Source organism: Faecalibacterium butyricigenerans (genome assembly GCF_020687345.1).
In the GTDB taxonomy this organism is placed as follows: domain Bacteria; phylum Bacillota; class Clostridia; order Oscillospirales; family Ruminococcaceae; genus Faecalibacterium; species Faecalibacterium butyricigenerans.
In genome coordinates, this window is sequence record NZ_JAJEQL010000017.1 from 1 (window position 1) to 12,833 (window position 12,833).

The 12,833-nt window shown below is 50.3% G+C and carries 12 protein-coding genes; 2 read left to right on the top strand and 10 right to left on the bottom strand.

Translation table 11 applies throughout. The features are described 5' to 3' along the window. A partial coding sequence (locus LKD23_RS07850; RefSeq protein WP_227621173.1) for a CHC2 zinc finger domain-containing protein occupies nucleotides 1-611 on the bottom strand: 611 nt, incomplete at its 3' end. 415 nt (nucleotides 612-1,026) lie between these two features. Between LKD23_RS07850 and LKD23_RS07855 the strand changes: the two genes are divergently transcribed. Next, nucleotides 1,027-1,842: a helix-turn-helix domain-containing protein gene (locus LKD23_RS07855; protein ID WP_156071336.1), complete on the top strand. Its 816-nt coding sequence runs from the start codon at nucleotides 1,027-1,029 to the stop codon at nucleotides 1,840-1,842. A gap of 455 nt (nucleotides 1,843-2,297) precedes the next feature. On the opposite strand, the gene LKD23_RS07860 is transcribed toward LKD23_RS07855, so the two are convergent. Genes LKD23_RS07860 through LKD23_RS07870 form a run of 3 tightly spaced genes read right to left on the bottom strand, consistent with a single transcriptional unit; the run spans nucleotide 2,298 to nucleotide 5,731 of the window. After that, nucleotides 2,298-3,182, bottom strand: coding sequence for a radical SAM protein (locus LKD23_RS07860; protein ID WP_097778983.1), 885 nt, complete (start codon nucleotides 3,180-3,182; stop codon nucleotides 2,298-2,300). Nucleotides 3,183-3,213: 31 nt separating this feature from the next. After that, on the bottom strand, nucleotides 3,214-4,410 hold the full coding sequence (locus LKD23_RS07865; protein WP_097778984.1) for an MFS transporter: 1,197 nt from the start codon (nucleotides 4,408-4,410) through the stop codon (nucleotides 3,214-3,216). Then, the gene (locus tag LKD23_RS07870) at nucleotides 4,379-5,731 is read right to left on the bottom strand and encodes a radical SAM protein (protein ID WP_181567104.1); all 1,353 of its coding nucleotides are present in this window, start codon (nucleotides 5,729-5,731) and stop codon (nucleotides 4,379-4,381) included. The genes LKD23_RS07865 and LKD23_RS07870 overlap by 32 nt, the downstream gene beginning before the upstream one ends. A 435-nt stretch (nucleotides 5,732-6,166) precedes the next feature. Here LKD23_RS07870 and LKD23_RS07875 point away from each other — a divergent pair, with 435 nt between their 5' ends. Next, on the top strand, nucleotides 6,167-7,084 hold the full coding sequence (locus LKD23_RS07875) for a helix-turn-helix domain-containing protein (protein WP_097793639.1): 918 nt from the start codon (nucleotides 6,167-6,169) through the stop codon (nucleotides 7,082-7,084). Here LKD23_RS07875 and LKD23_RS07880 read toward each other — a convergent pair. The 6 genes from LKD23_RS07880 to LKD23_RS07905 form a co-directional block, all read right to left on the bottom strand. Then, a complete protein-coding gene (locus LKD23_RS07880; RefSeq protein ID WP_097793638.1) occupies nucleotides 7,081-7,275 on the bottom strand; it encodes a hypothetical protein in 195 nt (64 codons plus the stop codon). The genes LKD23_RS07875 and LKD23_RS07880 overlap by 4 nt on opposite strands. A 615-nt stretch (nucleotides 7,276-7,890) precedes the next feature. Beyond that, nucleotides 7,891-9,291, bottom strand: coding sequence for a site-specific integrase (locus LKD23_RS07885; RefSeq protein WP_097773062.1), 1,401 nt, complete (start codon nucleotides 9,289-9,291; stop codon nucleotides 7,891-7,893). 14 nt (nucleotides 9,292-9,305) lie between these two features. Beyond that, a complete protein-coding gene (locus tag LKD23_RS07890) occupies nucleotides 9,306-9,611 on the bottom strand; it encodes a helix-turn-helix domain-containing protein (RefSeq protein WP_006735272.1) in 306 nt (101 codons plus the stop codon). Nucleotides 9,612-9,981: 370 nt separating this feature from the next. Further along, nucleotides 9,982-10,452, bottom strand: a complete 471-nt coding sequence (locus LKD23_RS07895; protein ID WP_227621175.1) for a CHC2 zinc finger domain-containing protein — start codon at nucleotides 10,450-10,452, stop codon at nucleotides 9,982-9,984. 189 nt (nucleotides 10,453-10,641) lie between these two features. Beyond that, entirely contained in the window at nucleotides 10,642-12,204 is a 1,563-nt protein-coding gene (locus LKD23_RS07900) for a relaxase/mobilization nuclease domain-containing protein (protein WP_097774211.1), read from the bottom strand. Continuing rightward, entirely contained in the window at nucleotides 12,167-12,613 is a 447-nt protein-coding gene (locus LKD23_RS07905) for a plasmid mobilization protein (protein ID WP_006735280.1), read from the bottom strand. Before LKD23_RS07905 ends, LKD23_RS07900 begins: the two co-directional genes overlap by 38 nt. Nucleotides 12,614-12,833 lie beyond the last annotated feature (220 nt).

Sequence of the window (12,833 nt, forward strand, 5' to 3'; positions counted from 1 at the left end):
GCGGCCTTCTGCTGGGGCGTCCCAAATGCAACGCAGTCCGTCAGGTGCTCGATGGTCTCGGTCATGTGGAGGGCTTCCACGAACCGCTCGTCCAGCGGTTCTTCCGGGCTGGCGGGCTTGTAGCGCTTTTGCCAGTCGTGCAGCAGGTCAAGATAATCGGTCAGCACCCGCAGGCAGTAGGCGATGTCTGCCCACTGCTCGTCCGTCAGGTCACGCTTGGGCGGCGGCAGGGCGATGGCATTGGCGGGTGGCTTATCCGGGTCAAGCCAGAGCTTGTCGGGGCGGGGCCCCTCCATCTTGCTGACGCAAGACCGCTCTGTCACTTGCAGTCCCCACTGGGGACTGCATTGCTTCGCAAACGCGAAGTCATTTATCAGCTTCTCGGCGGCTTGCCGGGGATTCAGGTCGAACAGCTTGGCGGTGAGGTCGATGGCATCTCCGTTGGCTCCACAGCCAAAGCAATAATAATAGGTGTCGTTCAGCTTCATGCTGGGGTCGCTGTCAGAATGGAACGGACAGCACACCATGCCATGGCGGTCGGGCTCCATGCCGTACATCTCTCCCACCTGCCGAACGGTGATGGCGGACTTGATCTTTTGATATAAGCTCAAAATCTCTCCTTTGGTCAAAGGTTTTGGCACGGATCATTTTGATCCCTGCCACGTTCAAAGCCGGTCTCCCTTGCTGCCTCCCGACAGGAAATCTTTTTGGACTCTGTGTCGGCCCCATGCAGGGCGCTCGCTCCCCCGATGGGAGGTCTTGGCGGTCTGGGCAGTTCGGACGGTCATTCTGTTGTCAAGGTCCTGTTATGAAAGATATTTCAGAGGGCTTTCGCGGGAAGCCCTTAACATGTTCGCTGCTGGGGAGTTATATGTTTTCTTTCTGTCTATAGGATAGCACCGCAATGGCCGCTGTGCCGTATATCCATAATGTCGGAAAACAGGTGCAGAAACTGCAAAATTCCACGCTTATGGACAGGAACCGCTGGAAGTGGTATACTGTGCAAAAAACATCGGAGGTGCGACCATGAACATCAAGCTGACACTGGGAGAACGGCTCAAAGACCTGCGTGTGGAGCGGAATCTGAAGCTGGAAATGCTGGCAGAGCAGACGGGTCTGTCCAAATCGGCATTGTCGAAATACGAGAGCGACGATGTGACCGACCTCAGCATTTATGCGGTGACAACGCTGGCTGAGTTCTATGGCGTGACCACGGACTACCTGTTGGGTGTGACGGAAAACAAAAAACGCCCAGATGCAGTCCTTTCGGACTTGCATCTGAGCGATGGCGCAGTGGACGTATTAAGGAATGGAAAATTCAATCATCGGCTGCTGTGTGAGCTGATCGTGCATGAGAATTTTCAGAGGTTCATGACCGATCTGGAGATCTATGTGGACGGATATGTCAGCGCAAACATTCAAAACCTCAATGCTGGTCTGGAAGCGACCCGGCAAATGCTGAAAAAGAAGTATGCAGCAGATGAAAACGATTTGTACATGAGCACCTTGAAGCTGGGGCAGATCGATGAAGATGAGTACTTTGGCCGGGTCTTGTACGATGAGTTGGTGGCCATCCTGAAGAACATCAAGACGGAACACCGCAAGGACAAGACCACTTCGGATGGTTCAATGATCGATAACCTGATGAAGGAACTGGAGGATGCACAGAAACATGAAGGGTCTGCGGATGAAAAGAAGATTCGAACGGCATTGAAGGCAATCGGAATCAACTACGATAAGCTGACAGAGGATGAAAGAAAGCTGATAAAGAAGATCCTTTATAAAACGGCAATGCTGAAACCGGGGACACTAGCGGGAAACCGGGGCAAGCACAGACGTTGATTATTTACCTTGCGGCTTATAGGGGAAAAACGCTGCTGCGGCAGGACGGGAGAACGTACACCATTGGTTCCTCTGAAAGCCTGCGCTGGGTGGGCAGAGACCGTCAACTGCCACGCCCATCCGCGCATCCTTCTGCCGCAGAACAGGTGCTTGCCGGAGCCTCTCGCAGCCCCTTTTCCGCATCAGCCGGAACCAAGGTGTAACACACTAGACTTTGTAACCAAAGTCGTGTGCCACGAAACCCCGGCGCGGTTTCTTTGGATTCTTCCGGCTATCGCGTTGCCTCCCGGCTTCAGGCAATAGCAGATGCGGGCGTCAACTCGTACACATGATCGAACTGAGCTTTGCGCTTATCACCAAAACATTCTGGTTGCCACAGCAATCAGGTTTCAGGGCAGAAGACATCTAAAGATGCTGAACTTCTGGATCGATCATACCGTCTTTTTTGAACGGCTTCATTCTAACTGGGGTTGAGGACGGTTAAGAGCCGCAGTACATTTTCCAATTTTCCCGTCGGGCCAGAATACAAGACGATTTGGACGGGAGACACAGTACATTTGATTATAACGCAGCATCCCGATTTTATCCAGATATGCAATATGCTTCGCAACCAACACCTCTTGAGTATCCTGGTGAAGGGGTGACAGATCGTGGGAGCCTTTGCCGCCCCAGTCACCAACTGCACAAACAAGTACATCGAAGCGTTTATCCTGTCCAAACAAACGGTAAAGGTAATCGTACCAACTGTAGTCCTCATCGCCGGCCAGAAGATTACGGCGTAGCGTGATATGGAAGGAGTACTCTTCCGGGGGCAACTTGGAAAGAGCGACCAGATTGTCAATGATGGTCCGCAGGGTTCCTTTGCCAGATACATGGGGCCGAGTCTTGTCATGGTTCCAACCATCAAGTGTAATTTGGTAGCTGGTAATTCCTGCCTGACAAAACTGACGGAACAGCTTTTCGTCCAGCAGATAACCATTGGTGGTCATCTTGGCAGTATACTGAAAGCCATGCTGTTTCTGCAAGTTCTGAATCATTTCAGAGACTTCCAATACAGTGTCTTTGCAAAGGATCGGTTCGCCTCCAAGCCATGCAAGCACAACCTGCTTATGCCGTGGGGCCTGCGCAGTGATATACTCTTCGATCTGATCCAGTGTGTCACGGGTCATACTGGCTGCCGGGTGGTTTTTGTGGCAGTATGAACACTGAAAATTACACCCTTCAGTAGGAATCAGTGTGGCCATGAAGACATCCCAATTGAATTTTTGAGGTAATATTGGCTTGGGTTGAATACAACTGAAATTTTCTCCTAGGCAATCGGAGATGTATCCAGACATCATATATAAGCCCTCTTGATATTGTAGACTAAAATTAGTTGCCGTTCTTTTTTTCTTGAAGTGAAAGCAACCATGCGCTCTTCACAGAAAGACAGATGCCAATTCCAACTACGGTCATAAAAGCACCGAGGATGACAAAACAAGCCGTTGACCCGGCGCTCACCAGTAGTGATGAGCCAAACAGATAAAAAATTTCAGTAACATTGACGCCCATGTTGAAGACGGAAAGCAGCTCGGCGCGATTGTCTTCCCTGCCGGCAGCATCTACAATGCTGTTTTGGACTTCTCCCAGCAGATAGGATGGAATATCCAAAAAAAGCGGAAGGATCAGCATAAATAGGATAGTCCAAACCGGCACATTGACCAAGCCCAACACACCAAGGGCTATTCCACTCAGAATGAAAAACAGTGCCATCATTTGATTATAGTGTTCAGGCTTGGTACGGGCGAGAATCCGTTCGGACAGCAACTGAATTGCAGAATAACCCATAATAATTGCGGCGAGCCAGGTTTCATTGATCCCGCACAACTGCAGCTTCTCCGCATAGAAGAAATTGATCAGAATGCGGCCAATGTTCAAAGCTGCCAAAATCATTAGAAGCATCCATATCTTTTTCTGCTGAAACAACTGCGGATAGGGAATGTTTTTCTTTTGGCGCGTTTCACTTCTGGGCTGCACTGTTTCCTTGGGGATTTTTAAAGAGGTAAAGACAGCAACAAGGTTTGCGGCAATCGTTGCCAGAAGCAGACCCTTGATGCCAATCAGCGTGTACAGGACCGCATAAGCTAGGGTACTGGCAAAAAATCCGACAGTTCCATAATTGGCGACATGTGCAGATTTTTCAGCGTAATGTTCCTTTGAAAACATAATATAAATATAGCCGCTCTGCGTCCCAGAAGAAAAGGAAGCCGCTGTGCCTTCGAGGATAGCCTGTAAAATAAACAGACTATAATTGCAGCTTACATGAGCCAGCAAGAGGCAGGTTCTCGAAATGAGCAGCGCGATCTGGTATAGTACCAACGTGGATTTATAGCCAATGCGATCGGTCAGCTTTCCGAGAGGAATCTCTGTGAGGAGGACCATAGTAGCCATAATTGCTTGCAAAATGAAGAATTGGCTGAGAGAGATTCCTGCAGTGGTTCGTACCAGTAGAGAGACTGGGGAGAAAAACACCAGCCCATTGAGCAGAGAGGTAAGGTCAAGTGCATCTGTTTTCAGCTTTGCGTTCATTTTGATTCACCTCGTTATATTTGGATTTAATATAAGGAATAAACAGTGTTTTCATGAAGTGAGAAAAAACTTCTTCTTCATATGTACAGCACTTTTTGAAATCGATTTGGTGGGACAGCTGACATCCGCCACCGCAGAAGCCACCGATTTTACAATCCTTACACTCCGCATAAGAATTGCAGGTTACAGCGACGGGCCGATAATTTGTTAAATTTTCATAGGAAAAATCAAAAAGGCTGTACCTAGATCTACCAACTGTGCAAGTACAACGATATGTTTTCAGATTCATATCAACATAAAAAACATTACTGGATGACGAAGTGCTCCAACAATAACTATGTGTTTGTTTATGCTCCCGCAAATTCAACTTTAGGCCCATTTTGTCGGCAAAGTTATAGCAGGTCTTTAAAAATGCCGCGTGAACATTGTCCGGGAGAGGCTTGCTTTGAAGCTCAGCGAGAATCTCACTTTCCATCATGATGTCAGGGAAATTTGTTTCATACAAACGATCATCTACTCGACCAATAGTCCACGCAAAGTTTTTATCCTGCAAAAGCTGTAACTTCTTCAAGTCATCCAGTGTATTCCAGATTTCTTTATGATTGTGCCTATCGATATTGGTTCCTAAGTCCACATGGATGCCGTAATGCAGAAGTGTCTTAATACAGCACAGGAGTTTGAAAGTTTCATTTGTATTGTTCCGGCTCGGATCAAGATCGTATCGCGTCATATAATTTAACGCCATACTGTCGATTGTGGGATAAATACCGCTGATGAAGCGACGATTGATGATAAATTTCTTCAAATAATACGAAAGGAAACTTCCGTTTGTGGTGATATGAACAGTGGTTTTGTGCTCTTTGCAAAATTGGAGAATTTTATCAATTACTTTCTCATTCTCGATCAGCAAGGGTTCGCCACCAAATAAACCCAGTCGAACGGTCTTGTTCGGATTTGCTTCCATATACTGTGCAATGATACTTAAAATTTTATCCAGAGTTTCATCACTGATAAGTTTCTTTTCCAAGGTTTTATCGTTTTGCTGATAGCAGTAAGTACAGTGCATGTTGCATTTATACGTAATTGTTAAGATGAAAGTGACTTCTTCGCTTGACTTGTTTGAGTCGGTTTCATCGCTATCCAGCATTTTGTGGTATACTTCTTCGCTCACACCATGGTGGAGGAGATCTTTTGAGATGAGGAAACATCTATTGCTGTACGTATCAACAATAACACATTTTTCGGAATCAACATCTTCTAAATATTTATTTCCAAGGACCTGTGTCAGATCAAAATTCCCCTGTGCGTCTTTGGTTTCCACAAGCGTTCCGTTTTTCAATTCATAAAACATGGTTCCATTATACAGAAAAATCCCAAGAAGCAAACATTTGCTCCTTGGGAAACCGTCACTGATCAGTAGAGGCGGTGCCCGTTGTCATCATCGCAGCTAACGATAACAACCGCGTCGTTTGCCTTCATCTCTTCCAGCTCTTCATTGGAAAAAGTTACGGTATACATTTTCTGTTTCTCCTTTCTTTTTTCAGCTCTGGATGTTTGGTTCATCGCTGTGACTATATTGTAGCAGCACGACGCACTTCTGAACATATCGTACCAAGTTACTTTCAAATAACACAAAACGATAAGTTGGATTCCAATGAACTTATTCCTTTTTGATTTCCAGCTATCAACGACTGGAAAATTAGCTTGATATCCTTTATAATTATAAGAACTCTTTATTCAATCTGGGGTGGTTTCAATGAAAAATGTTTTTCTTGGAGAATATATCAAACAGCGGCGGCTGGATCTGGGCCTGACCCAGGAGCAGCTTTGCGATGGAATCTGTGAACCGATGACCCTTTCCCGACTGGAAAATGGCAAACAGACTCCCAGCCGCAATCGGATCAATGCCCTTTTGCAGCGGCTGGGCCTGCCGGATGACCGCTATTTTGCACTGTTGAGTAAAAATGAGCTGGAAATGGAAGCCCTTCAAAAGGAGATTGTTGCATGCAATGCTAATCATCGCGTGGAGGAAGGCTTTGAAACCTTAAAAAAATTTGAGCAGATTGCAGACCATGACGATCAAATCGCGCAGCAGTTTATCTTACGCTCTAAGGTGTTGTTGGGGCGTTTGGATCAACGATATACACCACAAGAACAGATTGACCTGTTGATGCAAGCAATTCGGCTGACGGTTCCCCGCTTTAATTTGGATGAGATTGAGAGGTTTTTTTATTCGACAGACGAAATCAAGATCATCAATCAAATTGGAATTGCATACTCCGATGATGGACAAAATAAAAAAGCAGCTGATATCTATTACCAGCTGCTGAAATATGTCCGAAAGCATTTTGAAGAAACAATCACTTCGGTTGGTATCTTACCGATGGTTTATTTTAATTATGCCCGTGTTCTGGATTTGTGCGGTCGCTACGAGGATAGCGCAGAATGTGCAGAAGAAGGCAGGAAGGCTTGCCTCAAATATGGGCACTATCAATATTTACCACATTGTCTTGAAATCCAAGCTGAATGCGCTCATTTCATGGGAGATGACAAAAAAAGCGCGGATCTCTATCGTAAATGCTATTATCTGTGCCAGGTCATCGAATACCAGGAAGGATTGGAAATTACCAAAAAGGAAGCAAAAGAATATCTGGGCATGGAATTTGAAACTTAAAGAGCTTCACCGCCCCCCGGAAACGCGTCATATAACTGCATACCCGATTCGTCCGGGTCTTCGGGCTGTTCTGTTTCGGTCACGCCAGTCTGAGGCGTGGGCAAGTCTTCAGGTTCAGCGGCAAAGCAGGGGACAGCCAGCAGACTGGTGGCCAGAACAATAGAAGTAATCAGAGTAAAAAGACGTTTCATAATTTATTTTCCTTTCGTTTTATGTTGTTTTGGTGTTGGCAAAAGGATACCACTACAAGGCAGTACAGACCATATCGTGTCGTGTTGCTTTTTTCTAACATAAAACGATGGGTTTTCCTGAGAATAAGATCAGATGCTTTCCAATCGGCTTGTGATGCAGCAAGTACTAAAATAAGAGGATGGCCACCCAAAACAATGCCGTCAAGTCATTTGTGTGTGAATTGCTTCCGAGTTTCTAAAATTGTCCTGCACGGTTTCTGCACGGAATCTGCACGGTTTCACCCTGTACAATGGTTGACAACAGGTGCAAAATTTACCAGTGGACGTGAAACATGAATTCGGATAAATTACTTATTATCGATAAAATTTTATGTTTTACGGCAGGCGGCATAATGGAGGAATTACCCCTGACTTGCGCTACGAATCAGTAGGCCGGGGGTTCGAGTCCCTTCCATCGCACCAGAAAATGCCGTGAAATCGAAAGATTTCATGGCTTTTTTGTTTTTCTGGCAGAGGTCGCACACACTTGCACACTTTCTGCACACTTTACAAAAAAGCCATGTTATCTTTGCATTGCTCGCACAGCGTGCATTTCGCTGCACAAAAAAGAAATTTTTATGCGAAGAGCACCCGCGTCAGCTCGCGGCGTTCTTCTGCGTCCATCTGCCGGATGGCTTCAAGGATCATTTTGCCTGTGATTTTTGTTGCCGCCGGCATTTTGCTTTCCGGGGACGCCTGCGGCCCTGCTCCTGCTGTGTCCTGCCGGTAGAAGTCGGCTTCGATCTTCTTTGCCAGCTCCAACCGGGGCCTGTCCTGCGTGTGAGCGTAGGTGTCCATCAGGACGGTAGCAGTTGCATGACCTGTGTTGCCCTGCACCGATTTGAAGTCACCGCCAGACTGCAACAGCTGATAGGTGGCACTGGAGTGTCGCAGACCATGAAACACGATCTTCTCAAACTCCGGGTGCTCTGCTCGCCACTGCCGATACCACTTGGTCAGAACGTCCGGGGCAATGGGTAAGCCGTCTGGTAAGCGGAACAGCTGACCGCAGTTGCTGTACTTCTCCGGGGCGTTCTGTTCGTCCTGCTTCATCTTGTCGAGCCATGCCAGAAGTTCCTCTTTCAGCGGTTTCGTCATATACAGGACACGGTTGGACTTCTTGGTTTTGGTCTTTTTCAGAATCAGCGAGGACTTGCTCCCCTCCCGTCTGTCCGGGAAGGTGTGGTAGATCTGGCTGGGGTCGATCTTGGACAAGGCTTCTTTGTTGGCACGCTGCATTGCCTTGTTCACCGTGATAGCTCCACGACCATCGGCGGCATCGAAGGCGAGGTCTCCCGGCTGTAAGCCGAGGATCTCACCCTCTCGCAGGGAGAGAATCATGCTCAGATGCACCGCCAGATGGAGGGCGGGGTTCTCAATGGTCTGCAACGCCGCCAGCATGGTGCGCTCATCCCAGATGGTGCGTTCTTCGGTATTGATCTTGGGGGCTTCACGGGGAGTAGGCGATTTGTGAATCAGATCCCAGTCAACGGCATACGAAAAGGCGGTTTTCAAGAGCGTGTGGACTTCGTGAATGGACGTGCTGGATAACAGCCGCTTCTTCTGATTTTCCGTCAGCTCCTGCTTCTCGCCGTGAACGTACTGGCCGCAGGGGGTCTGGCTCAGGGTGGCGTAGAACTGCTCAATGTCGTAGGTGCGGAGGTCTTGCACCTTCCGCTTTCCGATATACGGCACGATGAGGTTCTGCACCATCGCCACAGATTGGGTGTAGGTCTTGGGAGACCACTTGTGTTTGCTGGACTGAATGGGAATCCACTTGTAGAGCATCTCCTCCACCGTCATTGCATCCGGCACGAGGAATGTACCATCCAGCAGTTCCTTTTCGACCGTGATCTTGCGCTCCTGCGCTTCGGCCTTGGTCTTGAAGGTCTCCCAGCCCTTGCAGGGCTTGCCATTGTGGTCTTTGTAGTTGTATCGGACAGAATACGTGTTGCCACGTTTCATAATAGATGCCATAGATATTCCCTCCCTCAGACCGCAGCAAACCAATCGTCAAAGCTCTGCTTGCTTACCCGGATGCTGGTACCGAGGCGAATCACCTTGAAATCTTTCGTGGTGTTGCACAGATTGTACGCAGCACGGTTGGAGATCGCCAACAGTTGGGCGATCTCCTCCACCCGGTAAACGAGAGGGGCGTGTCGGACAGTTTTGCTGGTCTGGTCAGAAGGTTCTACGGCAGGGGTTTCGGACAATTTCATTGTAGGGGATTCGGGCGCGATTTTCAAGTCCTCACGGGTCAGTTTAGCGGAATTTTTGCGGACATTCGTCATAGGCATGTCTCCTTTGCACTTCTCCAGACCCGGCGCAGTTCCGGTTGAGCTGCACCCTGTGGGCCGGTAAATATGTAAGGGCCTGCCGCTCCTGACCCGAAGCAGCAGCCCAAAAAAGTGCGAGAACTTGAATTTACGCGCCCCATGCGCCCCAAACCACACAAAAGTACCTTTCTGTGTTGATTTTACAGGGCGCATGGCTGGATGGATGCGCCCCAAGAGGGCGCGTCCGGGTTTCTCTCCCGCCCCAAAGGGCATTTTGCCGCCCTGCATCCGCCCGGAAAGGGCGGATACAAACCCGGAGAAAACAGCGATAACAGGTAAAAACCGCTGATTCGGGGCGCGTGGGGCGGGAGAATTTCACTTTTCGTGTGTTTTATGCCGCAGCAAAGGCGGGGTGGACGCATACGCCCCGGAAGCCGCGGTACTTCCCCTCGATGTGCTTGGAAAAGGTCAGGCCATACTTCCCTGCATTTTTCAGCAGGAACTGGCTGAACTTCTTTTGCGGAACAGGCGATTCCAGATTATCCTCAAGAAAGCAGGGGTGAAGTTCTTCTGTGGGTGACTGCGGTGCATATCGGACCCGCCAACGCTGCAGACAGCGGTAATAGTCCAGCAGCTGCTGCCGGACGGTGGGCGGTCTGCGGGGAGCAAGCCGCACCTTGCCGTCGGCAAGTGCCATGCCGAAGTCCTCCTTCAACTTTTCCACAGCCTTGTAGGGAGAAAGTTGAAAAAGTCTGCCGACAAAATCGATCACATCGCCATCTGCCTGACAGGCAAAACAGTGGAAACGGCTGTCCACCTTCATGCTGGGGTGTTTATCCCCGTGGAAGGGGCAGCACATCATACCGTTCCGGTTTACGGCGAAGCCGTACAGCTCCGCTGCCTGCCGGGTCGAGATGGCGTTCTTTACGTCCGAAAAGACAGAGGTGCTACCCTCCGTCCCAATGGGTGGGGTACAGGCGAAAGGACGAAGCCCGGTGAGGGGCGTGGGTGAGGTTGGGTTTATTCACACATCGATCCGTCAGAGTGTTGTTCATTTGACCTCCTGCTGCGGTACGGCGTGGTTGCGCTCTTCCTTGCGGAAGAAGGCTTCCACGTTTTGTTGTGCGGTGCGGAGTTCACGCAGTTCGATCTGCGCTTTCTTGTAGCGGGTGTAGAACCCGTTTTTCTCCGAGGAAAGGGTCTGATATTCGGCATCCAGCTTTTTGAGGTCCGGCAGAGTCCTGAACCCATTGGCCTTGAAATAGGCGCAGGCTGCATCGTAAACGGCAAGCTCTGCACGATGCTGCTCCTTGAACTTGGCGGGATTCCGCACAGTCTGGAGCTTCTGTGCAAGAGGCTTATACTGCCGATAGACCACAAGATGCCCGCGCAGCTCCTTGAGGGAGACCATGCGGGCATCCAAGTCTTTGACCACCGCCAGTGCATCGTCGTGCTGAGTTTTCAGTTCGGCAATGCGCTGGTCTAGGGCATCTTCGCTGAGCAGCTTCTTCTCCTGCAGGAGACACAAGGTCTGCGACCAGCGTTTGAGGTTGAACTTTTTCGCCCAACGCTCATAGCCGATGCCCTTGCCCGCAGCAACGTTCGCCTGAATGTCAACCAGTTTCCTGATCTTATCCGGCTTCTTCTCGCTGCTGGGCTGGATGATGGCGGCAAGCTGGATGTTCTGGGAGAGGGCGGTCAGCACCTGCTCCTTTTCCAGCTTCTTGCTCAGTTTCTTGGCGGTGATGAACTTTGCCCGGCCGGGTGGGCAGTAGCTCAACCGGCCTCGGCTCTCCTTCACGGCGATGCCGTGTTCCTGCATGAGCAATGCAGAAAATTCCTCGAAGGTGGTGGTCTTGTTCAGCACAGCGTAGATCTGCTTTCGCAGTTTGTCCAGTTCGGTCTGGTAGACGGTCTGGGTGGGCTGCTGCCCTTCGGCGGCAAGCTTGGCGTTTGCATGGTCGAGGCGGCGTTGTCCGCGCCGCTGCGCCCAATACTCGCGCTCCGAAACATGGTCACCTTGGGCTTCCAGCAGATTGATCTGGTTCAGGTCGGCTTGCTCGCACATTTCCATGACAGCGACACGGAGGTGCCGGAGCATGGCAGAAGTGCAGCGGTGCTTCTTGCCCGCTTCCCAGTCGCACGGCTTGTCCATGAAGGGCTGCCGTTCCACGGTGCGGACACGCAAGCTGCCGATGACGATGTGGACGTGGATGTTTCCCGCACTGTTGTGACCGTCCGGGTGGGTGCAGACGATGGCGGGATGACCGGGGAAGTTGTCCTTGCAGAACTGCAAGCCAAGGGCTTGCGCCCGTTCCATGGTCAGACCGTTCTCTACTGCGTCCTTCGGGTCGAAGCTGATGATATAATGGTGGGTCTTCACGTCCTCCCGCCCGCCGTTCTTGCCGTACTTGCGGTTGGCGATCAGGCAGGCCATAGCGAACGAGGATTCGCCGCACTCAAGGTTGTCGAGCAGGTACGAATCCCGCAGCTTGGGTCTGCCCTTCTCGTCCAGAATGGGCAGACCGGTGTACTCGTTGTGCTGAAAGGTGAGATAGCTTTCGGCGGCGGCGTAGTTAGAGTTTTTCGAGGTCAAATGCTTGATGGTTGCCATACAGTTCACCAACCGTTTCTTCGGCTTTCAGCCGAAAGTTCGTGAGTGCGGACAGTTCCTCCAGAATTTGCGCCCGGAGCTGCTCGGTGTCTTTGCCGCCGGAGTTGAAGTACCGTGCAAGCTGGTTGAGGTTGCTGCCCACCTTGCTGCACTGGGCAGACAAGGCGGCAAGCGCCGCCAGTGTATCCTCGCCGCCCTGCGCCACCACAACGGTGTGCTTGACGTTCACGCCGTACAGAACGCGGCGGACGAGTTCGGACTGGGTGAGGTGGAGTTCTTTGCAGGCGTATGCGATCCGCAGTTTTTCCTCTGCGGTCACTCGGACTTTGATGATGTGTGTCTTTCGTTTTCGCGGCGTGTCATTGCGGTTCTTCTTTGCGTGTACGTTCGGACTTTTCATTTCAGCCATATTCGACCTCCTGTGAAAATGATAAATGCCCGCTCCGGGATGGAGAGGGCTATGTAATGCGACACGCCGCATTCGCACCAACGGTGCGAAGCTAGAGCAGGGTTTGGGGAAGGGCCACGGTTGCGAAGCAATGAAAGCCCCGGTGGGGCTTTCAAGTGGCAGCGCGGTCTGCGACAGCAGATGGAGGGGCTTTGCCCCGACAAGCGCTTGCCCCAACAAG